At 68.6% G+C, this 24,041-nt stretch carries 26 protein-coding genes; 9 read left to right on the top strand and 17 right to left on the bottom strand.

The genetic code is table 11. The annotated features are described in order from the left end of the window. Positions 1–182 precede the first annotated feature (182 nt). From GRB96_RS15115 to dctP, 17 genes are all read right to left on the bottom strand, one after another. Positions 183–809, bottom strand: coding sequence for a PASTA domain-containing protein (locus GRB96_RS15115; RefSeq protein WP_161432890.1), 627 nt, complete (start codon positions 807–809; stop codon positions 183–185). Further along, the gene (locus GRB96_RS15110; protein ID WP_161432889.1) at positions 802–1,917 is read right to left on the bottom strand and encodes a PASTA domain-containing protein; all 1,116 of its coding nucleotides are present in this window, start codon (positions 1,915–1,917) and stop codon (positions 802–804) included. Before GRB96_RS15110 ends, GRB96_RS15115 begins: the two co-directional genes overlap by 8 nt. Next, positions 1,914–2,564: a hypothetical protein gene (locus GRB96_RS15105; RefSeq protein WP_161432888.1), complete on the bottom strand. Its 651-nt coding sequence runs from the start codon at positions 2,562–2,564 to the stop codon at positions 1,914–1,916. The genes GRB96_RS15110 and GRB96_RS15105 overlap by 4 nt, the downstream gene beginning before the upstream one ends. Further along, entirely contained in the window at positions 2,564–3,229 is a 666-nt protein-coding gene (locus tag GRB96_RS15100; protein WP_161432887.1) for a hypothetical protein, read from the bottom strand. Before GRB96_RS15100 ends, GRB96_RS15105 begins: the two co-directional genes overlap by 1 nt. 4 nt (positions 3,230–3,233) lie before the next feature. After that, positions 3,234–3,776, bottom strand: coding sequence for a hypothetical protein (locus GRB96_RS15095; protein ID WP_161432886.1), 543 nt, complete (start codon positions 3,774–3,776; stop codon positions 3,234–3,236). After that, positions 3,776–4,675 (bottom strand): hypothetical protein, encoded by a 900-nt coding sequence (locus GRB96_RS15090; protein ID WP_205743556.1) that lies wholly within the window; start codon positions 4,673–4,675, stop codon positions 3,776–3,778. Before GRB96_RS15090 ends, GRB96_RS15095 begins: the two co-directional genes overlap by 1 nt. 55 nt (positions 4,676–4,730) lie before the next feature. Then, the gene (locus GRB96_RS15085; RefSeq protein WP_161432885.1) at positions 4,731–5,195 is read right to left on the bottom strand and encodes a hypothetical protein; all 465 of its coding nucleotides are present in this window, start codon (positions 5,193–5,195) and stop codon (positions 4,731–4,733) included. After that, positions 5,192–6,922, bottom strand: a complete 1,731-nt coding sequence (locus tag GRB96_RS15080) for an OmpA family protein (protein WP_161432884.1) — start codon at positions 6,920–6,922, stop codon at positions 5,192–5,194. Before GRB96_RS15080 ends, GRB96_RS15085 begins: the two co-directional genes overlap by 4 nt. 1 nt (position 6,923) lies before the next feature. Then, positions 6,924–7,508, bottom strand: coding sequence for a hypothetical protein (locus tag GRB96_RS15075; protein WP_161432883.1), 585 nt, complete (start codon positions 7,506–7,508; stop codon positions 6,924–6,926). Continuing rightward, entirely contained in the window at positions 7,495–8,616 is a 1,122-nt protein-coding gene (locus GRB96_RS15070) for a hypothetical protein (RefSeq protein ID WP_161432882.1), read from the bottom strand. Before GRB96_RS15070 ends, GRB96_RS15075 begins: the two co-directional genes overlap by 14 nt. Positions 8,617–8,734: 118 nt before the next feature. Beyond that, entirely contained in the window at positions 8,735–9,760 is a 1,026-nt protein-coding gene (locus tag GRB96_RS15065) for an Lnb N-terminal periplasmic domain-containing protein (protein WP_161432881.1), read from the bottom strand. A gap of 62 nt (positions 9,761–9,822) precedes the next feature. Beyond that, positions 9,823–10,791, bottom strand: coding sequence for a branched-chain amino acid transaminase (locus tag GRB96_RS15060; protein ID WP_161432880.1), 969 nt, complete (start codon positions 10,789–10,791; stop codon positions 9,823–9,825). 46 nt (positions 10,792–10,837) lie between these two features. Then, on the bottom strand, positions 10,838–11,956 hold the full coding sequence (locus GRB96_RS15055) for a class II histone deacetylase (protein WP_420841767.1): 1,119 nt from the start codon (positions 11,954–11,956) through the stop codon (positions 10,838–10,840). Further along, positions 11,953–12,309 carry a RidA family protein gene (locus tag GRB96_RS15050; protein WP_161432878.1) on the bottom strand — a complete coding sequence of 119 codons (357 nt, stop codon included), beginning with the start codon at positions 12,307–12,309 and terminating at the stop codon, positions 11,953–11,955. Before GRB96_RS15050 ends, GRB96_RS15055 begins: the two co-directional genes overlap by 4 nt. 79 nt (positions 12,310–12,388) lie before the next feature. Next, complete coding sequence (locus GRB96_RS15045; RefSeq protein ID WP_161432877.1) at positions 12,389–13,666, bottom strand: TRAP transporter large permease; 1,278 nt, start codon at positions 13,664–13,666, stop codon at positions 12,389–12,391. Continuing rightward, positions 13,663–14,208: a TRAP transporter small permease gene (locus tag GRB96_RS15040; RefSeq protein WP_161432876.1), complete on the bottom strand. Its 546-nt coding sequence runs from the start codon at positions 14,206–14,208 to the stop codon at positions 13,663–13,665. The genes GRB96_RS15045 and GRB96_RS15040 overlap by 4 nt, the downstream gene beginning before the upstream one ends. A gap of 123 nt (positions 14,209–14,331) precedes the next feature. After that, a complete protein-coding gene (gene dctP / locus GRB96_RS15035; protein WP_161432875.1) occupies positions 14,332–15,399 on the bottom strand; it encodes a TRAP transporter substrate-binding protein DctP in 1,068 nt (355 codons plus the stop codon). A 242-nt stretch (positions 15,400–15,641) separates the two neighbouring features. Between dctP and GRB96_RS15030 the strand changes: the two genes are divergently transcribed. From GRB96_RS15030 to GRB96_RS15775, 9 genes are all read left to right on the top strand, one after another. Continuing rightward, entirely contained in the window at positions 15,642–18,437 is a 2,796-nt protein-coding gene (locus GRB96_RS15030) for a monovalent cation/H+ antiporter subunit A (protein WP_161432874.1), read from the top strand. After that, the gene (locus GRB96_RS15025; RefSeq protein WP_161432873.1) at positions 18,437–18,775 is read left to right on the top strand and encodes a Na+/H+ antiporter subunit C; all 339 of its coding nucleotides are present in this window, start codon (positions 18,437–18,439) and stop codon (positions 18,773–18,775) included. The genes GRB96_RS15030 and GRB96_RS15025 overlap by 1 nt, the downstream gene beginning before the upstream one ends. Beyond that, on the top strand, positions 18,772–20,295 hold the full coding sequence (locus GRB96_RS15020; protein WP_161432872.1) for a monovalent cation/H+ antiporter subunit D: 1,524 nt from the start codon (positions 18,772–18,774) through the stop codon (positions 20,293–20,295). The genes GRB96_RS15025 and GRB96_RS15020 overlap by 4 nt, the downstream gene beginning before the upstream one ends. Next, the gene (locus GRB96_RS15015; RefSeq protein ID WP_240894185.1) at positions 20,292–20,798 is read left to right on the top strand and encodes a Na+/H+ antiporter subunit E; all 507 of its coding nucleotides are present in this window, start codon (positions 20,292–20,294) and stop codon (positions 20,796–20,798) included. The genes GRB96_RS15020 and GRB96_RS15015 overlap by 4 nt, the downstream gene beginning before the upstream one ends. Then, a complete protein-coding gene (locus tag GRB96_RS15010; RefSeq protein ID WP_161432871.1) occupies positions 20,795–21,064 on the top strand; it encodes a K+/H+ antiporter subunit F in 270 nt (89 codons plus the stop codon). The genes GRB96_RS15015 and GRB96_RS15010 overlap by 4 nt, the downstream gene beginning before the upstream one ends. Further along, positions 21,061–21,405 (top strand): Na+/H+ antiporter subunit G, encoded by a 345-nt coding sequence (locus GRB96_RS15005; RefSeq protein ID WP_232911090.1) that lies wholly within the window; start codon positions 21,061–21,063, stop codon positions 21,403–21,405. Before GRB96_RS15010 ends, GRB96_RS15005 begins: the two co-directional genes overlap by 4 nt. Before the next feature lie 99 nt (positions 21,406–21,504). After that, positions 21,505–22,608 carry a pyridoxal phosphate-dependent aminotransferase gene (locus GRB96_RS15000; RefSeq protein WP_161432870.1) on the top strand — a complete coding sequence of 368 codons (1,104 nt, stop codon included), beginning with the start codon at positions 21,505–21,507 and terminating at the stop codon, positions 22,606–22,608. A 60-nt stretch (positions 22,609–22,668) separates the two neighbouring features. Beyond that, complete coding sequence (locus GRB96_RS14995) at positions 22,669–23,877, top strand: MFS transporter (protein ID WP_161432869.1); 1,209 nt, start codon at positions 22,669–22,671, stop codon at positions 23,875–23,877. Next, positions 23,874–23,999 carry a hypothetical protein gene (locus GRB96_RS15775; RefSeq protein ID WP_023006741.1) on the top strand — a complete coding sequence of 42 codons (126 nt, stop codon included), beginning with the start codon at positions 23,874–23,876 and terminating at the stop codon, positions 23,997–23,999. The genes GRB96_RS14995 and GRB96_RS15775 overlap by 4 nt, the downstream gene beginning before the upstream one ends. Positions 24,000–24,041 lie beyond the last annotated feature (42 nt).

The raw sequence follows: 24,041 nt of genomic DNA, 5'->3' as shown, positions 1-24,041 counted from the left end.
CGCTGTTACCTGCATCGGCGATAAAGGGAGGCGTCCAGCAGGACACGGCAAGGGACACTGCCACTTCTCCGCCACGGATGCGCCAGGGCTGGACGCCCTGCAGGGAGCTTGGCAGCAGGATGCTGCCCATGGAGGCACTATCGCCACGGCACCCGCCGTGGCGTTCTTCTTTCCAGGCAGCCTCAGCCAGCGGGTCCGAGCGTGACGCTGACGACATCGCCCTGTCGCAGCATCTGGCCGGGCAGTGGCCGCTGCGCCACTACCTGCCCCGCGTCAGGGCTCTGCTCGTCGAGGGACAGCGCCAGTCCGAACTGGGCCAGCAGCTCGTCCGCCTCGTCCCGGCGCGATCCGGTCAGGTCGGGTACCACGCGGATCGGCAAGGCGTCGATATCGCCGGGCGGGGGCACCGGCACGATACGAAAGCGCAGGCTCGCGCCGATGGTGGCCTGGTAGCCGAAGCGATTCTGGTAGCCGGCATCCACCGGGGCTCCGTAGAGCGCCACACGCGACTTGCGCGACAGGATGCCCGATGACCGCGCCGCGGTCGTCTCCTCGCCCTGCCCGCCCAGCGACAGCGCCACCTTCACCTCACCCTCGGTCTCGGGGATGGTATAGAAGGTGGGACGCCAGCCACTCTGGCGCAGCAGTGCCGTCGCCTCATCCTGGTCCCGGTAGAGGGCCTCCAGCTGGGCAAGGGCCTGCCCGTCCAGGGCCCGCTGTGCCTGGGCCACCCCCTCGCCCACCGAGGCGATGATATCGCCGAGGGGCGCGGCCGTGGTGTCACGGATCAGACGCTTGATATCACTCATCGCCAATCTCCCGTTGTGAGGACCCTGTTGCCACCACCACGACGAGACGGCCACCCGCTCCCTCCAGGGCGGCGCCCGGGGACGGTCGCTGGTCGAAGATCGCCCCCTCGGGATGATCGGGCGAGACACTTTCGATCACATCCAGGCGCAGCCCCTGGGCGAGGGCCTGGCGCCTGGCAGATTCCAGGGTCTGGCCGATTAGATCGGGGGCCTGCGCCGCCTCGGTGGCGCCGCGCGAGCGGGGAGGATCGAGCCGCAGCACCAGTTCCGACACGTTGTCGGGCAGGATCTCACGCGCCTCGCTGACATCGAGGGGATGAAAGCGCTTGCCACCCTCCACGACCAGGCCACGGATGCGCAGCTCCGCCGTGGCGAGCTGCATGCCATGCTCGCCACGCGCCAGCTCCAGGGCCCCGGAGACGGTCGACGTCAGCTGCTCCACCGCCGGCGAGGTCGAGACGCTCTTGCGCAGCTGCTCGAGCTGGCGGCTCAGGTCCTCGCGCGCTGCCACGCTCTCCTTTAACGCCACGTCCAGTTCACTCACCCGCGCCTGGCGAAGGTCCAACTGCATCTGAAGCTGCTCGCGCCTTGCCACCTCGGTCGCCAGCATCTCCTGGAAGACCACGGCCTTGCGCCCTTCCAGCAGGGCCTCGCTGGGCATCTCCTCGCCGGGCGTGTCGGGCGAGTCGACGACCGCCCCCGGCCGCCCCCGCTTCTCGAGCAGGTCCGCCAGGTTGGCGTTCATGCCGGCGAGTCGCTCGGCCTTGAGGCGATGCAGGGTGGGTGCCGAGACGCCGCTCCCCGGCAGCACCACCACCTCGCCGAAGGCGACGTTGAGATTGGTTCTCGCCATGTGATAGGTGCCCTGCTGCGCCAGTACCTCGACCGGCTCGTCCCCCGACCGGACGAGCCGCAGCGCCGGCGCCAGCTGCCCCTCGCCCTGCAGCGAGGTGCCGATGGCCACCTTGCCCTGGGCGTTGCTGGTCGTCCTGGCCAGACCGGTCCAGCCGCGCTTCAGCTGGAGGACCTGCAGCTCCACCACCTGGTTGGCCGCGGGCTGGCGCGCGCCGGTGAGCAGGGTGGCGGTGACACGAAGCTTGATGGTCATGCGGCCTCCCCGGGCAGGATGACCCGACCGATCGCCCCTCGGGCTTCCACCTGCACCACCACCCGCTGTCCCCGCAGCACGGCGGTATCGATGATCAGCTCGGCCCCGCCCTCAACGCCGGTTATGAGACGCTGGGTCTTGAGCAGCCCCAGGCGCTGCTCGGCCGAAGGCCGATGGTCGAGCATCTGCTCGGTCATCGCCGCATCCACCTGCAGCGCTACCGGCACCCCTGGCAGCCGCTCACCGGCCAGGTTGCTGACCTCGATCCCCAGCCGCCATTGCCGGCGCCGGCCGTCCACGGGCAGCAGGGTGAGGTCGAGCAGCGTCTCGGGGCGTCCCCCCTGCACCGGCACCGTGGCCAGCCGGCCGGAGATCGAGGAGCTGATTCGCGTCTCGCGCTCGACATCGTCGCGTGCCCGCCTCGCCTTGGGCAGCAACGCGATGCGTGGCGGCCTGTCTCCCTGACTCTCCTCCTCGGAGAACTCGACCTCGAAGGTGAAATCCAGATAGGGGATCTCGTAGCCGTGACCGGCATCGCTGGTGCGCGCCGTTTCCGACAGCGTCGACTGAGCGTCGTCCAGGGCATCCGCCAGCCCCAGCAGCATCTCCCTGACCGCATCGGCCACTACCTCACCGCCCTTGCTCATCACGCATCCTCCTGAAGCTGGCGTTGTCGACGTGCCTGATCGACGCGCCGGTCATCGGCCTGCTGCTGCGCGAGGGCCTCGCGCCGCCTGCTCAGGGCCCGGCGACGCGCCGATTCGGCACGCCGATCGAGGTCGCCGCAGCCTCCCGTCACCACGGAAAGCAGGCGATCACGCTGGGCCGCATAGCGTCGGGTCAACGCTTCCTGCCCCGCCGCCGCCAGGGTGGAGAGGCGCTCGGCCGGCTCGGGATGCTGGCGGAGCCGGGAGTCCTGCAGCAGACCGCTTCTCTCCAGCGGCTCCCCGAGCCGGCGCAGGCCGGTGCGCAGCGCCGGCAGGGGTTCCCTCTCACTCTCGACGGAGGGCTCCGCCGCGGCCTCGATCTCCTCGCGTGCATCGGTCGCGGCACCACCGAGGCGATCGCGCTGCCTCGCCCAGGCCGCATCGGCGCGCCGTCGCACGCTCAGCGGAGTGACGGGAAAGCGGGCGTCGTCGGCCGGCTCCGCACCGCCCTGCGTCAGGCGCTGCATGCGGCGCTCGAGGGCGTCACGCTCGCGCTGCAGCGCGAGCAGGGACTCGGGAAGCGGTGGCGGTTCACTCGGCGTCGAGGCGTCCGATATCGGCGCGGACCGCTCCTGGTCCAGGCTGGTCCAGCTATTGCGTGGCATGGCGTTACTCCGTCTCGCCCTCGCGGTCGAGCATGGCGCGGATGCGCTCCTCGAGGATCGCCGGCGGCGGCACCGTGACCAGCTTGGTGCGCATCAGCGAGCTGCCCTCGGCGGAGTACTGGTACTTGCTCGAGAAGCTGGCCGACACGGTGGAGACCTTCATCTTGGCGCTGGCCGAGAGGAAACCCACCTTGCCGCTCACCGAGGCGTTGACGGTGGTGCTGCTGCGCTTGCTTTCGCTCTCGGTGGCCATGGAGATCGACATCTTGACCTCGATGAGGGTGTCCACGAACTGGTAGAAGGTCGGTGTGAAGCCCAGCTCCAGCAGCGAATAGCCGTCCGCGTTGTCGTCGCCGATCCTTACCAGGTTGGGGCGCGTGCTGGAGGCCGAGCCCTCCTCCTCGTCCTCGGGCGCGTAGCCCGCCATCAGCCGTGCGATCTTCAGCGAGGTGAGGTCCAGCTCGTACTGGGCCTCGGCGATCCCCACCCCCATCGACTTGACCATCTCCGGGAAGGGGACATTGAGCAGATCCTGTCCGACGGCCATCACGAATCTCCTTCGCTATCGTCATCCTCGGGGTAGATCTCCGCCAGGCGCCGCCGCCGGGCCTCCTCCTCGACCTCCATGTAGCCACGGATCCGCTCCGTCAGCACGGCGGGCGGGGGCACCGGCACCATCTTGGTGCGCAGCAGGCTCGCCCCCTCGGCGCTGTAGCTGTACTTCTGGGAGTAGGTGGCATCCACCTGGGTGGTCTGCACCGAGCTGTTGCTGCGGTAGGTCTTCGACTTGCGGACGCCCGGTGGCCAGCTGAGGCCTACCCGGGTGCTGCGCCCCGAGCTGCTCTGGCGATCGCGGCTGGCGTTGGAGGTGGTGCGCTCGTAGGCACGCTCCCGGGTCATGCGGATGGCGATCTTGACCTCGATGATGGTGTCGACGAACTGGTAGAAGGTCGGTGTGAAGCCCAGCTCCATCATCGACATCCGGGTGGGTACCCGGATCACCTTCTCGGCCAGCCTCTCCCCCCCGACCTGGGTGTCCAGCGCACTGGTGACATCGGGATTGCCGCTGGTCTCCCGGGTGAAGTTCCGGAGCGGATTCACAACGTCCGCACTGCCGCCCTCGGCCTCGGCCATCTCCCCGATGATCTCCAGCACCACCTCCTTGAGGCGGATCGAGTCCTCGTCGAGGGCCCCGGTGAGGGCATCATCGAAGATGGCAAAGTAGAGCGCCTGCTCGACGGTCATGTACTCGTAGCCGAAGAACACCCGGCTGTCGTCGAAAGTCTGGTTGCCCTGGCTGTCGATCACCGACTGCAGGCCGCCCATCATCTCCGCGGTGCGCATCGAGCTCTGGTCGAGCTGGAACTGGCTGTCCGCGATGGCGAAGGCCATGTCGCGGATCATGTCGCCCATGGGAACGTCGAGGAGGTCCTGTCCGATGCTCATGGTGATGTCTCCTTGTTGTTGTCACAGGCGCCGATGCGCCCGGCCGTGGCGCGGCCTACTCGTCGGGATTGCGCTGCTGGCGCAGCAGCGCCATGAACTGTTCGGGTGGCGGTAGCGAGACCAGCCGGGCGGCGATGGAGGACATGCCGGAGGCCTCCATGGCGTACTTCCTGGCGTAGCTGACCGAGACCGTGGCGGCCGCCATGTAGACACCGGTGTTGACCCCGCCGCTGACGGAGGCGCCGACGGAGGTGTCGGTGGACTCGCTGACGGTGAAGCTGAGGCGCGCCTCGACGGTCGCCTCGGTGTAGGCGTAGAAGCTCGGGGTGAAGCCCAGGGCGAGCAGGCTGTGGGTCTCGCCGCCGATCTCCACCTCCGTCTCGCCCATCAGCTTGGCCATCTCCACGGCGTTGCGGTCGAGGGCGAACTGCCCCTCGGCGATCGCCATGCCCAGGCGCTCGATGATCTGCGGAAGCGGGGCGGTGACCAGCGCCCGCGTGGTCTGGGTCCCGGCACTCATGAGCGACGCTCCCGCTGCAGGGCCTGGATCGCCTCGACGAAGAGCTCGGGTGGCGGCACCGAGGCGAGGCGTGCGGTGATCTGGCTGTTGCCGGTCACCGCCATGTTGAACTGGCGAGACTCCCGCTTGTCGACGCTGACCCCGACGGCCACGGCGGTGCTCGCCCCCTCACGACTCTCCGCCTGGCGTGTGCGCGTGCGCGAGAACTGCTCGGTGACGGTGAGTCCTTCGCTGCCGGTCAGCTCGACCTGTTCGCTAGTGGCGCTGAACAGCTTGATGTCATAGGTATCGGTGGCGCGCATAACTTCGACCACATGCCCCAGGCGGTTGGCGCGCAGGGTCGAGGTGGCGTTGATGGCGGCGGTCAGGCGGTGGGCATAGGCCTCGGCCGCATTCGCCTCATGCCCCGCCACCGCCGTGCCGTCGAGGGTAAACGCCTGGCCCTCGACGGTGACGGAGAACGCCGACAGGTCGGGCGACGCCGGTTGCCACAGGAAAACGAAGCCATTGCCACTGCCGCCGCCCTGCAGGTCGGGCGCGACCCCGTCCAGCGTGGCACTCCCCTGGCTTCGCACCGACAGCCAGTAGTCGTCACGCTCCGGCGTCAGGATCCAGGTGACGCGCCACTGCTGGTTGGCCTCCCCATCGTCGTCATCGGCGTCGGCGGCACGACCCTCACCCCGACTGTCCACCACTTCGATCCGACTCTCGCTGACCCCGTTGGCGATCAGGAACTGCTCGACGAAGCGCCCCCGTTCGGTACCCAGCAACAGGTTCTTGTCGGCCGCTCCCTGGCGGTCCGTCATGCCCTCGATCCGCACCGCTTCCCCGGTCGCCGCCAGGCACCACGCCAGCTCGGTCAAGCCCCGGCGATCCTCCTCGCTGCGGAACACAGCCTCACCGGTGTTGAAGAGCAGGCCGAAGCGCGGCTCACCGGAGGCGTGCGGGGGATGCAGGCGGGTCGTGAAATCCGATGGGATACTGGCCTGCACGTGCTCGGCATAGGCCTTCAGGTCTCCCTGGGCACTGGTCGAGACGGTCGTGCCGGCATTCAGGACATAGTCCGTGGCGGCATTATCGGCGATCGTGATCAGGCCATTGGCGTGGCTGTCGAAGGTGAAGGCCACCGATCGTGGGGTGGTCACCACTTGGGTGTCGGGGGCATCGGTGGAGATGCCGAGTGACGTGTCCGGCGGAGAGTAGACCATGGCATCGACGTCCTGGCGCCCGGTCAACTGATCCAGGAGGCTACCGAGCCGCGCCCGGGGCTCGGTGCCCGACGGCACCACCTGGGTGCCGTTCACCGAGAGCGTGCCGGTGGCATCCGCCCGGTACTCGAGGCGCGCCTGGCGCGTCTCGACACGGGTGCCGCTCACGCTTTCCGATTCGCTCGCCGACGACGACGCGCTCTGCTCGCGGGTATCGCCCAGCCGCGCCGAGGCCGAAAAGCCGAACTCGTCGCGCTTGCCCACCTCGAGACGCAGCTGGAGCGACACCGAGACGTCGGCATGCTGGTAGTGGTAGAAGGCGGGCATCAGCCCCAGCTCGAGCAGCGAGCGCTCGCCCAGGTCATCACGCACCTCGGTGAAGGCCTGCATCTGGCGCACCGAGTTGTCGTCCAGCTCCTGCTGGGCCCGGGCGATGCCCAGCCCCAGCTCCTTGATGAATTCGGCCACGCTGGCATCCGCCAGCACCTGGCCTGGGGTCAGACCGTCGTAGTTGGCCATCTCATGTCACCTCCTGTCGGGAGCGTGCCGGCGACACTACCGCCGTGCGCGCCAGGTCGGCTCGGATCCGCCCTCGACGCACCGTGTAGTAACCGTGCCGCGAGAGGGCATCGGTCAGGGTCTGTTCGGTCAGGGTCAATGCCCGGCTGCGCCAGGCCACAAGCTCCTCGGCCAGGGCCAGGCGGGCGGGACTCGCCAGCTCGATCGCCTCGGCCAGGTGGCGCCCGGCCTCGTCGCCACGCTCGAGGAACAGCAGCAGGATCGCCCGCCTCAGGGTCAGCACGGCATGGTCATGGCGCTGCAGCGCCGACGCGGCACCGCGCGCCTGGAGCTCGGCGCAGGCGGCCTCGACCAGCGCCAAGGCATCCGCATGGCGGCCCTGACGTTCGAGGCTCTCCAGGATGCAATCGGTGTAGTGGCGGGCGAAGGGAGGTGGCGCCCCCATCTCCCGGGCCTGGTGCAGGGCCAGGCGATAGAGCTCCAGGGCGCGGTCATGGTCGCCGGAAAGGGCCGAGAGCTTGCCACGCTCTGCGATGGCCAGGTGGCGAAGATGCCCACCTCGGACGGCCATATCATCGCTGGTCATCTTCCGCCTCCTGCGGCGACGCCGCCTCGATGAAACGCGTGCGGCAGCCCGCCTGGGCCAGCTCATGGGCCAGCACCCTGGCCTCGAGGTCGGCAAGGTCCGAGGCCAGCACCGCCGGCAGGCGGGCCGGCACCGACAGGGCATGGCGGGCCAATACCGGGCGCAGTGCCGCCTCCTCGCCGATCGCGACCAGCGCCACGCCGGCTCGCGAGAAGCCCGCGGCCTCCAGGGTCACGGCAAGCCCCATCCGGCTCGCCTCGTCACGGGCCTGCTCGGCGTCCGCCGCCTCCCACCCCTCCGCCAGCGCGAGCGGGGCCTGGGCAAGCACGCGGGGCGCCAGGGGCTCGGGAATGCCGAACCGGCGCGACAGCCAGTCGAGGGTCGCGGTGTCATGGCGCCTGTCGGTGGGAGCCTCGGCCGTCAGCACCAGGTCCCAGCGCAGCAGCGCGCGATTCACCAGCTGGACGCCGGCACTGCGTCCGAGCGAGGCCCAGAGCCCGCGCGCCTCGTCGTGGGAGAGCCCCAGCGAAAACACCCCCTCGCGCCGCGACGCCGAAGTGATGCCCAGCCGCGAGTGCACCCAGCCTGGCAGGCTGGCAGCGGACGCAAGGTGCAGGTCGAAGGGACCGGCATCCCGGGGCGCCGCGATCACCTCGGCCCCCGCACCCAGCCGACGGGCGAGGGAGGCCACGGCCGCCTCCCCCACACCGCCGAGCACCAGGCCCGGCGGTGTGGCCAGCAGGGCGAAGGCCTGCTGCGGGGTGGTGCCCAGGAAGGCCGCGAGGCCATTGGTGATCTCGGCGAGGCACGCGACATCGAGGACGCGAACCGCCACATCCAGGGGAACGGGGGGCTCCACGGAGTCGGCGTGGGGGGTGACGCCGGCCTCCAGGCCCAGGCCGAGGAGCAGGCGCTCCAGGGCAGAGGCGGTCTCGGCGTCGAGGTCATCGACCAGCACGCAGGGGGCGCGCAGGATCGCCCCGGCGACATCCGGCACGGGACGCGACAACCCCTCGGCTATGGCCGCCAGGGCGGCGGGGGTGACATCTCCCGGCGCGGTCACGACCACCTGATAGCGGGACTGCACCATGGTCGAAGGGACCGGCATCACTGCCTTCCTTCCACGGCTCCGCCGTGGGTTGGCGGGTGAAACACCCGGCAGGGTCCTCGATGGCAGGCTTGCCATCTGGCCGCAGCGCGATCTGACACCACGGCCTGACTTGAAGCTATGCCAGGGGGTCGGATCCGTCAAACCACCCTGGCACGCCCTCGCGAATCCTTCGGGAGAAGTCGGGATCATCATGGGCCGCGACGGCGCGTTGGGTGATATCACCGCAGCGCTTGAGCTCGCCCAGGGAGACGCCAGGCACCAGGCCACCATGATCAAAGACATAGCCGGGAAGGAGCCCGCTGAGCAGCAGCCGATGGTCCAGCGGCAGTCCCTCGATGATGCGTCGCATCAGGGCGTAGACCAGGGTGGTACAGTTGGCGGTGATGGTGTGATAGAAGCGCGGCTCACGCTCCAGCCGGCTGGCCTGCTCCACCAGTGCCAGCAGCAGCTCGCGACGCTCGTGCTGGCCGAGCAGAACCCGATAGAGGGTCACCGTTTCGCCGCGCACGTTGCTGCGCAGGCGCACCGCGTCACGCTCATCGGCGGCGATGATCGCCAGCTCGAAGCGCTTGAAGAACCCGCCGATCTCCGAGAAGGGCTCATCGCGCTCGCGACGCACCTCCACCGAAAAGGCCACGAAGTCATCGATGCGGCCCTGCTCATCGGCGAAGCCGAAGGAGAGCAGCACGTGGGCAATACCCGGCCGACCCCAGCCTGAGACAAACAGATCCAGTGAGGCCAGTCGCCGGAGGTCATACTCACGCCGCTCCCAGGCCACCTTCGCCTCGTCACGGCTGAGCCAGTCGAAGCAGCGCACATGGTCGAGAACCAGCCGCTCGCCCTGGCGGTGGCCGGTCGCCAGGTATGCCACATCGTCGGCCCACGCCAGATCGCTTGCCGGCGCCAGTCGCCGCCACCAGCCCAGCAGCAGCGCCATGCTCACCGCCATCACCAGGGTCGGCCACAGCCTGGCGCCCTGCCAGTGCCACACCAGGCAGAGGCCACCCAACAGTAGCCAGGCAAGGGCGGAGAGACGGCGAAGGGAAATACCGGCGGGAAAGCGATGCAGCAGCGCCAGGCCGCCCCATAGCGAACACGCCAGCAGCACCAGGCGCAGGGCGAGATCGAGCAACAGCGACATGGGCGGACTCCCTTCGGCCTGTCGCCAGGCTACCACGCCCCACCACGACAAACCTCAACGCGTCACACCGGCGTCAGCCACTCGCCGAAGGCCTCCGTGGCCGGCCCCGGCTGGCCACGCGTGACATCGCGGTAGAGCCGCTGCAGGCGCGCGGTCACCGAGTCCGCGGCGATGGGCTCGCCCACCGCCGGGGCCCCGGCACGCCCGCCGGTATGACGGCCATCGAGTTCGCGCAGCGGCAGGATCTCCGCGGCGGTGCCGGTGACGAAGGCCTCATCGGCGATATAGAGCTCGTCGCGGGTGATGCGCCGCTCCTGGACTTCGATGCCCAGCACGTCGCGGGCCAGGTGGATCACGCTGTCGCGAGTGATGCCCTGCAGGCAGGAGGTCACCTCCGGGGTATGCAGCACGCCGTCGCGCAGCAGGAAGACGTTGGCCGCCGAGGCCTCGGCGACATAGCCCTCCGGGTCGAGCATGATTGTCTCGTCGAAGCCCGCCTTCACCGCGGTGTTGAGCGCCAACATCGAGTTGACGTAGTGGCCGTTGGTCTTGGCCCGGCACAGGCTGATGTTGACGTGGTGGCGCGCCCAGGAGGAGGTCAGCGCACGCAGGCCGATGGCGGCGGCCTCGGGCGAGATATAGTCGCCCAGGTCCCAGGCGGAAATCATCACATGGGTGGTGAGCCCCTTCGCCCGAAGGCCCAGCCCCTCGGCGCCGAGATACACCGTGGGCTTGAGATAGGCGCTGCTCAGGCCGTTGCGCGCCAGGCATTGGCGTTGGGCCTGGATCAACGTCTCGTCGTCGTAAGATAACGGTATATCTAGAGCGTGGGCGCTATCCAGCAGCCGGCGGGTGTGCTCCGCCACCCGGAACAGGTGCGTGCCCCGCGGGCCAGCGTAGGCGCGCACGCCCTCGAAGCAGCCCATGCCGTAGTGCAGGCTATGGGTCAGCATATGGGTGCGGGCATCGCGCCACGCCAGCCACTCGCCGTCATGCCAGATCCAGCCGTCGCGATCGAAGAGCGGTGTCATGGGTGCGGGTTCCTGTAGTCAAAGAGTCGGTGATCGAAGGCGAAGGTCAGAGCCGACCGGCCGCTGCCCAGGCCGCACGCCAGCCATCGATCAGCTCGCGCTGGTGGGGCTGCAAGGCCTGGTAGGCCCAGGCGGCGATCTCGTCGTTCTGGGGATCGGGTACGCAGATATCGCTGTCGGCCAGGGTCTGGATCACCGCGTGGCCGCACAGTGGCACATAACCCTCGGAGTAGCCGCCCTCGTGGACCATCACCAGGCGCCCATCGCAGACGCGTTCGGCCAGGTCCCTGATCTGGGCGGTCATGCGCGCGAAGGCCGCGCTGTTGAGCAGCATCTTGCCGAGCGGGTCCTTGGCACAGGCGTCATAGCCGCAAGCCACCACGATCAGCTCGGGGTCGAAGGCCTCGAGTGCCGGCAGCACCAGCTCGGTCATGGCGTGGTCATAGGCGCCGAGGCCGCAGCCGGGCGGCAGCGGCAGGTTGAGGCAGGCGCCCATGCCGGCCCCCTCCCCCTGCTCCTCGAAGGTGCCGGTATCCAGCGGATAGTTGCCCGCCTGATGGATCGACACCGTGAACACCTCGGGGTCGGCGTAGAACGCCGCTTGCTGGCCATTGCCGTGGTGCACATCCCAGTCGAGGATCGCCACGCGCCCTGCCTGGCCCAGGGCACGCGCCCGCATCACGGCCACCGGAATATTGCCCAGCAGGCAGAAGCCCCGGCCGCGGTCGGCCTCGGCGTGGTGACCGGGGGGACGGCAGAGCGCATAGGCGCGCCGCTGCTCCCCGCTGGCCACGGCCTCCACCGCGGCGATGGCCAGGCCCGCCGACTGGCAAGCGGCGGCCACGCTACCCGGCATATAGGGGGCGCAGTCGCCGCCGTCACCGCCGCCGGCCCGATCACCGGCCGCCAGCGCCTCCAGGTAGCGGGACGTATGGAAGCGCTCGAGATCCTCGCGGCGCGCCGGCGGCGGCTTGCATACCGCCAGCTGATCGATCAGGCCGGAGACCTCCAGCAGGTTCTTCAGCCGCCGCTTGCTCTCCGGGCTCTCCGAGGCGGGCTGCGGCTGCAGGAACTCGCCGGGAGCGGAGAAGACCCCGATGGCCCCCGGGTCGTGCCAGAAGCAGCGCTCATGCCAGAAGAAGCCGGTGGTGGCGCGCGTCATCATGCGCTCGGCAGTGCCGCGGTGACCATGATCTCCACCTTGAACTCGGGAAGCGCCAGCCTGGCCTCGGTGGCGGCCCGCGCCGGCGGGCGTCCCGGCGCCACCCAGGCATCCCAGGCCGCGTTCATCTCGGCGAACTCGCCCATGTCGGTCACCCATACCAGGGCGCTGAGCAGATGCTCCTTGCTGGTCCCGGCAGCGGCCAGCTGACGGTCGATCTTGGCCAGCACCTGCTCGGTCTGGCCGCGCATGTCGGCGCTGGTGTCATCGGGCACCTGGCCGGCCAGGTAGACGGTGCCGTTGTGCACCGTGGCCTGGCTCATGCGGGCATTGCTGTCGTGATAGGTGATGCGCATGGGAGTCTCCTTGCAGGAAGCCGGCCGGCAACATTGCACTCCTGGCCGGGGTGGTAGAGGGGTTCCAATCGCTGCTTGCCTAGCCCAGCAGCGAGGGAATCCAGGTGGAGAGCGACGGGAAGGTGACCAGCAGCAGGATCACCACGATGAAGGCTACGTAGAACGGCAGCGAGGCGATGATCGCCCGTTCGAAGGGCACGTTGGCGATCCGCGCCGCCGTCATCAGCGTCATCCCCACCGGCGGCGTGACGTTGGAGATATTGAGCACCACGATCATCAGGATCGCGAAGTGCAGCGGGTCGACGCCGAGCTGGATCATCGCCGGCACCAGCACCGGGGCCACCACCACCAGTGCCGGCAGCACGTCCATGACGGTGCCGATCAGGATCAGCAGGCCGCAGACCAGCAGCAGCTGCAGGAAGGTCGAGTCGCTGAAGGTGGTGATCAGGCCGGCCGCGTCCCGGGCGATGCCGGAACGGGTGACGAACCAGCCGAGCACCGCCGAGGTCGCCAGCAGGAAGAACACCACCCCCGAGAAGCGCACCGTAACCACCAGGGCATGCCAGATCTTCTGCCAGGAGAGGTTACGGTAGAAGATCACGCCGATGGCGATGGCATAGACGGCGGCAAAGCCCGAGGCCTCGGTGATGGTGGTCAGCCCGGAGAGGATGCCACCGAGGATGATCAGCGGCACGATCATCGCCGGCAGCGCCACCAGGAAGGCCACGGCCGCCACCTTGAGCGGCGTGGGGGCCTGCTTGGGGTAGCCCCGCTTCCAAGCCAGGAAGAAGCTCACCGCGAGCAGCGCCAGGGCCATCAGCAGGCCGGGGATGATGCCCCCGGCGAAGAGGTCGATCACCGAGATATCACGCAGCAGGGTCGCATAGACCACCATCACCACGCTGGGCGGGATGATCGGCCCGATGATCGACGAGCAGGCGGTGATCGCCGCGGCGTACTCGGCGTCATAGCCCTGCTCCTTCATCTCCGGGATCATGATCTTGCCGATCGCCACGGTATCGGTGATCGCCGCCCCGGTCAGGCCGGCGAAGAACACCGACACCGAGATATTGACGTGGGAGAGCGCCCCGCGTACCCGCCCGAACAGGGCGTTGTTAAAGGCGATCAGCTTCTGGGTCAGGCCACCCTGGTTCATCAGCTCGGCGGTGAAGATGAAATAGGGCACGGCAATCAGCAGGAAGCCGGAGACACCGGCGAACATGCGGTCGGCGATGATGCCGAGCATGCGCTCGCCGCCCATGGCGAAGCCACCGGCCAGCCCCGACATGGCCATCACCACGGCGACCGGGGCACCGATCAGCAGCAGCACGACGAAGGCAATGATTGCGGGCATCATGGGCGGTGCTCCCCGTCGGCGGTCTCGATCAGCTCATCGATCGTGGACTCGTCATCGATGAAGTGTTCCAGCAGGTCGAAGCCCTGCACCAGGTGCAGCAGGATGATGACCCCGCTGATCGGGATCACGATGGCGGTGAACTTGGCGGATATCTGGATCTGGTCGGAGACCATGTAGACCTGGGAGGCCCCCTGGAAGTAGTCCCAGCCGTACCAGACCAGCATCAACGCGAACAGCGCGATCACGCCGAGGCAGAGCCCCGCCGCCACCTGGAGCAGCACGCGCGGCAGACTGCGCACCAGCAGGGTCATGGCCACGTGCTCGCCGTAGCGCAGCGAGATGGTCATGGAGAGGAAGCCGATCCAGGGCAGGAATAGCCGGGCCAGGGAGTAGGTCCAGCTCAGGGTGCTGCCGGTGGCCAGCTTGTAGAGGAAAGCCGTGAAGGAGATGCCCAGCATGATCAGCACGCAGGCCACACACGTCACGATCGCCACCTGGTTCACCGCATCACTCAGGCGGCGCAATGGCTGGAGGAGGGGCATCGGAGTACCTCGGAGACATCGACGGCCGACCCGCAGGTCGGTCGCATCAAGAGGCAGGCGCACGCACGCCTGCCGGCTCACCGACCCCGGCGATCACCGGGGCCGATCACTCGGCGTCGACACTCACTGGCCATAGTTGGCCATGTCGTTCTCGACCACCGCCTCGCCGACCCGGGCGACCTCGGCGAGGAAGGCGTCGACCTTCTCCTCCTCGATGCCGAAGTCGTTGACGATCCACTCCTTCCAGGCCGGGGTGGCGATCTCCGCCATGCGCGCCCGCTCCTCGGGAGGCATGATGTAGCACTCCTCGAAGCGCTCGCAGGACTCCACCCAGCTGGCGGTGGCCAGCGCCCCGGACATGCCGTGGCCGATGGCGATGGCCTCGCGGGCCGAAGTGACGATGGCCTGCTGCTGCTCCTCGGTCAGGCTCTGGAACCACTCCTCGCTGACCAGCCAGGCGGCGCTGTTGTAGACGTGCCCGGTCAGGGTGGTGTAGTCCGTCACCTCGTCGAAGTTGAAGGTGGTGTTGAGCACCGGCGCGTTGAACTGGCCGTCGGCCAGGCCGGTCTCCAGGGCGGTGATCACCTCGCCCCAGGGCAGCGGTGTGGCCGAGGCGCCCAGCGACTTCATGATCGCCACGTGTCCCGGGTTCTCCTCGGTGCGGATATTGAGCCCCTCGAGATCCTCCACGGTCTTGATCGGGCGCTCGTTGTTGGTGAAGGCCACGAAGCCGCCGCCGTCATCGAAGGTGCCCAGGTAACGCATGTTGGTCTCCTCGATGGTCCCCGACATGAAGTCGGCAAACCACTCCCCATCGAAGAAGGCCCAGGCCTGACGCCAGTTGTCGAAGATGAAGGGCGCAGTCATCAGCTGATAGTCGTCATAGAAGGACGACATGGCACCGGTGGTGATGATGGTGGACTGCAGGGTGCGCCCGCCCTGGACCTCGGACGCGGTCTCCACCTCGGAGCCCAGCTGGCTGTTGCCGAAAATCGACACGGTGATCTCGCCATTGGTGCGAGTCTCAACCAGGTTCTTGAACTGGATCAGAGCCGGATAGACCTCGTTGTTGCTCATGTCCTCGGGAAGGATGGTGGCGATGGCCATCTCCTCGGCCTGGACCTGGGCCGCCGCCATGGCCAGCGGCAGGGCCGCCAGGGCGGTCAGGCGGGGAAACATCGTGCTACGCATGGGCTTGCCTCTCGGTGTTGTCGTTATCGGATGCGGCAATGGCAGCGCCTGTGGCGCTGGCCTGTTACCCAGCCTAGAACGTCGCTGCCGATAGCGCCTGCCCGCGGGGTCGCAACACTTCAACGCCCGCGACAGATGACCCGTCCCCGATGCCACGCCAGCGTTGAAGCCACAGCCTGCCCAAGCCGCAGTGGCCTCTATAGTGTGGTGAGGAACCCATGTCGGACAGGGAGGCGAGTCCCATGCCGCTTGTACTGATCGTCCTGCTGCCGCTGACCGGCGCCTGTCTGCCTGCCCTGCTGCAGGGACGCTCCTCGCGACTGCTGGCCTCGGTCTCCGCCCTTCCCGCCCTCTTCTGTCTGCTGCTTCTGCTCAGCTGGCTGCCGCATGTCATGGGCAACGAAGAGGCCGTGGTCCAGCGACTCTCCTGGCTGCCGGCACTGGGCCTCGACGTGGCCTTCCGCCTCGACGGCCTGGGCCTGCTGTTCGCCCTGTTGATCACCGGGATCGGCTGCCTGATCCTGCTCTATGCGCGCTACTACTTCGCGGGCAGCGACACCTCGGCGCGCTTCTTCACCCTGATCCTGCTGTTCATGGCGGCGATGCTGGGCATCGTGCTCTCCGAGAACCTGCTGTTCCTGCTGGTGTTCTGGGAGCTGACCAGCCTGGTCTCCTTCCTGCTGATCGGCTACCACAGCCACGACCATGCGGCCCGGCTCGGTGCCCGCATGTCGCTGGTGATCACCGCTGGCGGTGGCCTGGCGCTGCTCGGCGGCGTGGTGCTGCTGGGCCAGGCCGCCGGCAGCCATGAGCTCTCGGTGGTGCTCGAGGCCGGCGATCGCATCCGCGCCCACGAGCACTATGGCCTGATGCTCAACCTGATCCTGCTGGGCGCCTTCACCAAGTCGGCCCAGTTCCCGTTCCACCTGTGGCTGCCCCACGCCATGACGGCGCCCACCCCGGTCTCCGCCTACCTGCACAGCGCCACCATGGTCAAGGCGGGGCTGTTCCTGCTCGCACGTCTGCACCCGGCGCTCGCCGACACCTCGCTGTGGTTCCACCTGGTCACCCTGACCGGGATGATGACGCTGATGCTGGGCGCCTTCGTGGCCATGTTCATGCACGACATGAAGGGGCTGCTCGCCTACTCGACGGTCTCCCACCTGGGGCTGATCATGCTGCTGCTGGGGCTGGGCACCCCCATGGCACTGGCGGCGGCACTCTTCCACCTGGTGTGCCACGCGCTGTTCAAGGCGCCGCTGTTCATGATGGCGGGCTACGTGGAGCACGCCACCGGCACCCGTGACATGCGACGGATCAACGGCATGTGGCGCTTCATGCCCGCGCTGATGGTGCTCTCGGGCATCTCCGCCGCCGCCATGGCCGGCCTGCCACTGATGAGCGGCTACCTGAGCAAGAAGATGCTGTTCACCGAGAGTCTGCTGATCTCCACCCCCGACTGGGCGGCCGTGGTGATCCCCGCCTGGGTGGCCCTGGCCGCCCTCTTCTCGGTGGCCTACGCGATCCGCATCTTCCACAACGTCTTCTTCAACGGCCGACCGGTGAACCTGCCCACATGGCCCCCCGCAGCACCGCGCGGGGCGGCGCTGTCGCCCATCGTGCTGCTCGCCGCGGCCACGCTGCTGGTGGGACTGGCGCCGGAGCCCCTCTATTCGGTGCTGGTCCACCCCGCCTTCGCCGCCGCCCGTCAGGCGGTCGTCGCACCCTACGACTTCACCACGCTGGGCGGCAGCGTACCGATGCTCATGAGCCTGTTCGCCCTGGCCGGCGGCGCGCTCTTCTACCACCTGCGCGACCCGCTGTTCCGGCTGCACGCGCGGCTGCCCCAGGTCGACGCCAAGGAGATCTTCGACTGGATCATGCGCCGCACCATCGCCCTCTCCCAGCAGCGGGTCTTCCAGCTGGAAAACGGCTCCCTGCAGCGCTACCTGACCTTCATCATGGCCACCCTGGTGGTGCTGGTAGGCCTTGAACTGCTCGCCGTGACCCACTGGGATGGCGGCGTGGCACTCGCCCCGCTCGACCCGCTGACCCTGCTGGCGGCGCTCCTGCTCTGCCTGGCGGCGATCGGCGTGGTGGTCTATCACCATCACCGCCTCCCGGCGCTGCTGCTGCTCGGCGTCACCGGGCTCTTCGTCACCGTGGCCTTCGCGCGCTTCTCGGCCCCCGACCTCGCCCTGACCCAGCTGATGGTGGAGGTGATGGCGGTGGTGATCATGATGCTGGCGCTCTCCTTCCTGCCCCAGACCTCCCCCCGCGGCTCGACCCGCGTGCGCATGGGGCGCGACCTGGCCATCGCCGGCCTGATGGGCGTCGGCGTGGCGGCCTTCAGCTTCGCCATCCTGACCCGGCCCCAGCAGACGATCTCGGACTTCTTCCTCGCCAACAGCGTGCCCGGTGGTGGCGGCACCAACGTGGTCAACGTGATCCTGGTGGACTTCCGCGGCTTCGACACCCTGGGCGAGATCACCGTGCTGGGCATCGCCGCCGTGGCGGTGTTCGCCTTCACCCGCGACCTGCACCTCAAGGAGCGGGTGGTGGAGACCAATCCCGCCCACTGGGTCGCCGAGCCGCACCCGATCATGCTCAGCACGGTGGCCCGGCTGGTGCTGCCCATCGCCCTGCTGGTCTCCGCCTACATCTTCCTGCGCGGCCACAACCTCCCCGGCGGCGGCTTCATCGCCGGGCTGATCACCGCGGTGGCGCTGACCCTGCAGTACATGGCCGGCGGGCTGGTGTGGGCGCAGCAGCGCATGCTGACCGCCTTCCGGCCGCTGATCGGGGCCGGTCTTTTGATCGCCACCACCACCGGCCTGGGCAGCTGGCTGTTCGGCTTCCCCTTCCTCACCTCGGCCCATGGCCACCTCTCCCTGCCGCTGATCGGCGAATTCGAGCTGGCCACCGCCATGCTCTTCGACCTCGGGGTCTACGCCACCGTGGTCGGGGCCACGCTGCTGATACTCGCCAACCTCGGCAAGCTGATGACCGTGGCCGGCCCCGGCAAGGAGATCGGCTGATGGAACTGCTCTACGCGCTCACCCTGGGCGTGCTCACCACCTGCGGCGTCTACCTGCTGCTGCGGGCACGCACCTTCACGGTGATCCTGGGCCTGACGCTGCTCTCCCATGCCGTCAATCTCTACCTGTTCGCCTCGGGACGCCTGGTGGCCGGCGCCCCGGCCATCATCGGCCTGGCCGAGCGCTCCGCCGACCCGCTGCCCCAGGCCCTGGTGCTCACCGCCATCGTCATCGGCTTCGCCATGACCGCCTTCGTGGTGGTGCTGGCGCTCAAGGCCGCGGTGGAGCTGCGCAACGACCATGTCGACGGCGAGAACCCGGACGAGGACCGCGCATGAACCACGCCCTGATCCTCCCCATCCTGCTGCCGCTGCTCACCGGCGCCGGCCAGCTGCTCTGCTACCGGGCACCGTTTGCCGTGCAGCGCCTGCTGGGCTTCGCGAGTACCGGCTGGCTGGTATTGCTGGGCATCTGGGCACTGGCCACGGCCGGGTCGGGCGACTACCTGCTCTACCAGGCGGGAAACTGGCCGGCCCCGTTCGGCATCGTGCTGGTTCTCGACCGCCTCGCCGCCATCATGCTGGCCCTGACCGCGGTGCTTGGGCTGTGTTGCCTGGTCTATGCCAGCGGCGGCACCGACCAGCGCGGCGCCCACTTCCACGCCCTCTTCCAGTTTCAGCTGGCCGGCCTCAACGGCGCCTTCCTCACCGGTGACCTCTTCAACCTCTTCGTGTTCTTCGAGATCCTGCTGATCGCCTCCTACGCCCTGCTGCTGCACGGCGGCGGGCGTGCCCGCAGCCGCGCCGGGCTGCATTACGTGATCATCAACCTGGCGGGCTCGGCGCTGTTCCTGATCGCACTGGGCACCCTCTACGGCCTCACCGGCACCCTCAACATGGCCGACCTGGCGCTGCGCGTGGCCGAGGCGCCATCGGAAGACGAACCGCTGCTCGCCGCCGCCAGCCTGATCCTGCTGGTGGTGTTCGGCATCAAGGCGGCGATCCTGCCGCTGCTGTTCTGGCTGCCGCGGGCCTACTCGGCAGCCAGCGCACCGGTGGCCGCACTCTTCGCCATCATGACCAAGGTGGGCATCTACGCCATCCTGCGCGTCTTCCTGCTGGTCTTCGCGCTGGGCGAGGAACCTATCAACGCCACCGCCTGGGCCTGGCTGTGGCCGCTGGCGCTGCTGACCCTGGCACTGGGCGGTGTCGGTGTGCTGGGCTCGGACAGCCTGCGCACCCTGTCCGCCTACCTGGTGATCCTCTCGGTCGGCACCCTGCTCGCGACCATCAGCCTGGTGACCCCGGCCGCCCTGGGCGCCGCTCTGTTCTACCTGATCCACAGCACCGGCATGGCCGCGGTGTTCTTCCTGCTCGCCGACCTGCTGGGCCAGCAGCGCGAGGAGGGCTACGACCGCTTCTCGGCGACCGGCCCCATCGGGCATCGCCGGGTGCTGGGCACGCTGTTCTTCATCGCCGGCATCGCCATGGCGGGGCTGCCGCCCTTCGGTGGCTTCGTCAGCAAGGCGTGGATCCTCCAGGCCAGCGCCAGCGAGCCTCGGGGCCTGTGGCTGTGGGGCGTGCTGCTGGCCTCGGCCCTGCTGGTCATCATCGCTATCAGCCGTACCGGCAGCAGCTGGTTCTGGCGCCCCGCGGAGATGGCCAGGCCCTATCCGCTCAGGCGCGGCCTGCTGACACTGGTGTGCGGCATGGTCGGCCTCAATGCGCTGCTGGCGGCCTTCGGCAACCCGGTAATGGGCTATCTGGAGCTCACTGCCGAGCAGCTGCTCGCACCGCACGGCTATATCGCTGCCGTGCTGCCCGACGTCCTCGCCTCCGCCACGGAGATCACCCCATGACGCCATCGATGCGCAACTGGCAGTTCTGGCTGCCGCACCCGCTGTTCTCGCTGTTCCTGGCGCTGCTGTGGTTGCTGATGATCAACGACTTCAGCATGGCCCACGCCCTGCTGGGGCTGGTCCTGGGCGTGGCGATCCCCCTGGTGACCCACGCCTTCTGGCCCGAGGAGGCGAGGATCCGCCGCCCCCTGCCGCTGCTGCGCTACCTGCTGGTGCTGCTGATGGACATCCTGCGCTCCAACCTGGTGGTGGCCCTGCGCATCCTGCGACCCGCCCGGCACCTGACGCCCGGCTTCTTCACCTATCCGCTGGCCCTGGAGGACGATTTCGCCATCACCATCCTGGCCAGCACCATCTCGCTGACCCCCGGCACCGTCTCCATCCACTACGACGCCGAGACCAACACCCTGCTGGTGCACGCCCTGCACCTGGAGGACGAGGCCGAGGCCATCGCCGGTATTCGTGAACGCTACGAGCAGCCGCTCGAGGAGATCTTCCGATGATCGCCGTGGTGATACCCATCGCGATGACGCTGTTTGCCATCGCCGCCCTGCTCAACCTCTACCGCCTGGCCATCGGCCCGGACATCGTCGATCGGATCCTGGCGCTGGACACCCTGATGATCAACAGTATCGCGCTGATCGTGCTGGCCGATATCTGGATGGGCCTGGGCATCCTGTTCGAGCTGGCCCTGCTGATCGCCCTGATGGGCTTCGTCAGCACCGTGGCCATGAGCAAGTACCTGCTGCGGGGGGACGTCATCGAATGATCGCTATCGACATGACCTGGCCCCTGCAGCTGGTGATCGCAGCCTTCCTGCTGGTCGGCGCGGTCGTGGCGCTGATCGGTTCCTGGGGACTGGCCAAGTTGCCCGACTTCTATACGCGCCTGCACGGCCCCACCAAGGCCAGCACCCTGGGCGTCGGCTGCACCCTGATCGGTTCGCTGCTCTACTTCAGCCTCCAGCAGGACGGCATCTCGGTCCAGGAGGCGCTGGTGACCATCTTCCTGTTCGCCACCGCCCCGGTCAGCGCCCACATGATGGGCAAGGCCGCCCTGCGCCGGCGTCTGCCGGGCGTGGCGGGCACGCGCAACATGCCCGACCGATAAGCCACCCGGAGTTCCCGCGGGGGAGGCCGGCAAGGTCCATCTCTTCGCCAAAGCCTGATAGGGTAAACAGCCAGCTGGCATCAACGACTGGAGGCCGACATGCCCCGCTTCCCCGATCATCTGACCGGCGACGGTCCCCACAACCCCTTCCCCGGCGTGCGCGTGCTGGAGCGGCGCCTGGGGCGTGAGATCCCCCATCAGCTGGGCTCCAACGAGGGTCTCGACATGCCCCATCGCGCCCTGCGCGAGCGCTTCGGGGATGCCATGGCCGAGCATGTCTACAGCTACGGCGATGCCGAGGCACTGGGGATTCGCCAGCGCCTGGCGAACCAGAAGGGCATCCCGCTGGAGGCGATGCTGGTGGACGCCGGCGCCGACAGCCTGATCGCCCTGACGCTGCGGGCCGTCACCTCCTCCGGCGATACGGTGATCGCCACCCGGGGCACCTACCCCACTTTCGGCTACTTCGCCCGCGGCCATGGCTGCCGAGTGATCGAGGTCCCCTACGCCGAGGCGCCAGGTCGGCTGGCACCAGACCTCGAGGCCCTGGCCCGCTCCGCCAGGGAGGAGGACGCGCGGCTGGTCTACCTGGCCAATCCCGACAATCCCGGCGGTCACCTGCACCGCGACGAGGACGTGCTGGCGCTGCGGCGAGCACTCCCGGCTGACTGCTGGCTGCTGCTCGACGAGGCCTACCACGACTTCCGCGAGGACGCCGACGCCGAATTCGGCCGCCGGGTACTCCCCGGTGTGGTACGCCTGCGCACCCTCTCCAAGGCCCACGGCCTCGCCGGGCTGCGCGTGGGCTACGCCATCGCCGAGCCGGAGACCCTGGCGGTGATGATGAAGGTGCGCATCCACTATGCGGTGTCGACGCTGAGCCAGGCCGCCGCGGAGACGGTGCTGGACCACCCGGCCGAGGTCGCGGCCCATGTGGCCGCGGTGCGCGAACGTCGCGAACGCCTGGCGGCCCACCTGCGGGGGCTGGGCGCCGACGTGCTGCCCAGCGCCACCAATTTCGTCGGCGTTCGCCTGGCCAGCGCGGAGCTGGCCGCGAGGGTACACCAGTCACTTCTCGACGAGGGCAAGCTGATCGCCCGCCCCGCCGACCCGGCGCTGGGCCATGTGCTGCGCATCACCGCGGTGGAGGATGCCCTGGCACCCGGCCGGCTGGCCACCCTGGAAGCCGCGCTCCAGCGCTAGCCAAGTGCGGTGCGAGACGCCATAGTAAAGTCCCTTAGCCTGCAAAGATCGGACGAGCCCATGGATGCCCTGCGCCGCCACTCCCTATTGATCATCCTCTTCGGCAGCCTGGTGGTGACCCTGGCCATGGGCCTGCGTCACGGCTTCGGGCTGTTTCTGGAGCCCATGAGCAGCGAACTGGGCTGGGGCCGGGGCGTCTTCGCCTTCGCCCTGGCCATCCAGAACCTGCTTTGGGGTCTCGCGCAGCCCTTTGCCGGCGCCCTGGCCGACCGCTTCGGCGCCGCACGCGTGGTAGTGGTGGGCGGCGCCCTCTATACCTTGGGCCTGCTTTGCATGGGGCTCTCCGACTCGGCGCTGGGCATGACGCTCTCCGCCGGGGTATTGATCGGGCTGGGCCTCTCCGGCACCACCTTCTCGGTGGTACTGGGTGCGGTGGGGCGCGCCGTGGCGCCGGAAAAACGCAGCATGGCCATGGGCATCGTCAGCGCCGCGGGCTCCTTCGGTCAGTTCGCCATGCTGCCCGGCACCCTGGGGCTGCTGGAGTGGCTGGGCTGGTCAGCGGCGCTGCTGGCCATGGGTGTCATCGGCGCGCTGATGCTGCCGCTAGGGGCCCTGCTGCGCGACCGCCCGGCCGCTGCCGCCGCCGGTGACCTGCCCCTGCGCGAGGCGCTCGACGAGGCCGCCGGCCATTGCGGCTTCTGGCTGCTCTGCATGGGCTTCTTCGTGTGTGGCTTTCAGGTGGTGTTCATCGGCGTGCACCTGCCCGGCTACCTCTACGACAACGGCATCGCGGTCCAGGTAGGCAGTACCGTGCTGGCGCTGATCGGGCTGTTCAATATCTTCGGCACCTACGTCGCCGGCTGGCTGGGCGGGCGGTTCTCGAAGCCGCGCCTGCTGAGCGGGATCTACCTGACCCGGGCGGTGATCATCACCCTCTTCCTGATGGCCCCCCTGAGCCCCACGAGCACCTACCTGTTCGGCATCGCCATGGGCCTGCTGTGGCTTTCCACGGTGCCGCTGACCAACGGCATCGTCGCCTCGGTATTCGGCGTCCAGCACCTATCCATGCTCGGCGGGATCGTCTTCCTGTTCCACCAGCTCGGCTCCTTCATGGGTGTCTGGCTGGGAGGCTTCCTCTATGACCTGCAGGGTGACTACGACGTGGTCTGGAAGCTGGCCATCCTGCTCGGCGTGGCGGCGGCGATGCTGCACTGGTGGATCAGCGAGGCGCCGGTTCAGCGTGGCGCCCGACAGGAGGTCGAGGCATGAGTCGTCGACTGGTCTGGCGAGTGGCGGCAGCGGCTCTCACCGCCGCCGCCCTGGCGCTGGTATGGTGGGGCTGGCATCAGCTGGACGCCGCCCTGCTGCTGCTTGGTAGCCGGCTCTGCTGAGGCCCTTGCCTACGCGAGTAACAGGGCGAAGGGGCTGACAGC

It is taken from the genome of Halomonas alimentaria, assembly GCF_009902005.1.
Classification (GTDB): domain Bacteria; phylum Pseudomonadota; class Gammaproteobacteria; order Pseudomonadales; family Halomonadaceae; genus Halomonas; species Halomonas alimentaria.
Note: the sequence above shows the minus strand (reverse complement) of the source record. Positions and strands in the feature narration are given on the sequence as shown.

Bases quoted from the DNA above. Each gene is read 5' to 3' on its own strand.
- GRB96_RS15115 (WP_161432890.1), bottom strand. From the start codon at position 809: ATGAGTGATATCAAGCGTCTGATCCGTGACACCACGGCCGCGCCCCTC.
- GRB96_RS15110 (WP_161432889.1), bottom strand. From the start codon at position 1,917: ATGACCATCAAGCTTCGTGTCACCGCCACCCTGCTCACCGGCGCGCGC.
- GRB96_RS15105 (WP_161432888.1), bottom strand. From the start codon at position 2,564: ATGAGCAAGGGCGGTGAGGTAGTGGCCGATGCGGTCAGGGAGATGCTG.
- GRB96_RS15100 (WP_161432887.1), bottom strand. From the start codon at position 3,229: ATGCCACGCAATAGCTGGACCAGCCTGGACCAGGAGCGGTCCGCGCCG.
- GRB96_RS15095 (WP_161432886.1), bottom strand. From the start codon at position 3,776: ATGGCCGTCGGACAGGATCTGCTCAATGTCCCCTTCCCGGAGATGGTC.
- GRB96_RS15090 (WP_205743556.1), bottom strand. From the start codon at position 4,675: ATGAGCATCGGACAGGACCTCCTCGACGTTCCCATGGGCGACATGATC.
- GRB96_RS15085 (WP_161432885.1), bottom strand. From the start codon at position 5,195: ATGAGTGCCGGGACCCAGACCACGCGGGCGCTGGTCACCGCCCCGCTT.
- GRB96_RS15080 (WP_161432884.1), bottom strand. From the start codon at position 6,922: ATGGCCAACTACGACGGTCTGACCCCAGGCCAGGTGCTGGCGGATGCC.
- GRB96_RS15075 (WP_161432883.1), bottom strand. From the start codon at position 7,508: ATGACCAGCGATGATATGGCCGTCCGAGGTGGGCATCTTCGCCACCTG.
- GRB96_RS15070 (WP_161432882.1), bottom strand. From the start codon at position 8,616: ATGCCGGTCCCTTCGACCATGGTGCAGTCCCGCTATCAGGTGGTCGTG.
- GRB96_RS15065 (WP_161432881.1), bottom strand. From the start codon at position 9,760: ATGTCGCTGTTGCTCGATCTCGCCCTGCGCCTGGTGCTGCTGGCGTGT.
- GRB96_RS15060 (WP_161432880.1), bottom strand. From the start codon at position 10,791: ATGACACCGCTCTTCGATCGCGACGGCTGGATCTGGCATGACGGCGAG.
- GRB96_RS15055 (WP_420841767.1), bottom strand. From the start codon at position 11,956: ATGATGACGCGCGCCACCACCGGCTTCTTCTGGCATGAGCGCTGCTTC.
- GRB96_RS15050 (WP_161432878.1), bottom strand. From the start codon at position 12,309: ATGCGCATCACCTATCACGACAGCAATGCCCGCATGAGCCAGGCCACG.
- GRB96_RS15045 (WP_161432877.1), bottom strand. From the start codon at position 13,666: ATGATGCCCGCAATCATTGCCTTCGTCGTGCTGCTGCTGATCGGTGCC.
- GRB96_RS15040 (WP_161432876.1), bottom strand. From the start codon at position 14,208: ATGCCCCTCCTCCAGCCATTGCGCCGCCTGAGTGATGCGGTGAACCAG.
- dctP (WP_161432875.1), bottom strand. From the start codon at position 15,399: ATGCGTAGCACGATGTTTCCCCGCCTGACCGCCCTGGCGGCCCTGCCG.
- GRB96_RS15030 (WP_161432874.1), top strand. From the start codon at position 15,642: ATGCCGCTTGTACTGATCGTCCTGCTGCCGCTGACCGGCGCCTGTCTG.
- GRB96_RS15025 (WP_161432873.1), top strand. From the start codon at position 18,437: ATGGAACTGCTCTACGCGCTCACCCTGGGCGTGCTCACCACCTGCGGC.
- GRB96_RS15020 (WP_161432872.1), top strand. From the start codon at position 18,772: ATGAACCACGCCCTGATCCTCCCCATCCTGCTGCCGCTGCTCACCGGC.
- GRB96_RS15015 (WP_240894185.1), top strand. From the start codon at position 20,292: ATGACGCCATCGATGCGCAACTGGCAGTTCTGGCTGCCGCACCCGCTG.
- GRB96_RS15010 (WP_161432871.1), top strand. From the start codon at position 20,795: ATGATCGCCGTGGTGATACCCATCGCGATGACGCTGTTTGCCATCGCC.
- GRB96_RS15005 (WP_232911090.1), top strand. From the start codon at position 21,061: ATGATCGCTATCGACATGACCTGGCCCCTGCAGCTGGTGATCGCAGCC.
- GRB96_RS15000 (WP_161432870.1), top strand. From the start codon at position 21,505: ATGCCCCGCTTCCCCGATCATCTGACCGGCGACGGTCCCCACAACCCC.
- GRB96_RS14995 (WP_161432869.1), top strand. From the start codon at position 22,669: ATGGATGCCCTGCGCCGCCACTCCCTATTGATCATCCTCTTCGGCAGC.
- GRB96_RS15775 (WP_023006741.1), top strand. From the start codon at position 23,874: ATGAGTCGTCGACTGGTCTGGCGAGTGGCGGCAGCGGCTCTCACCGCC.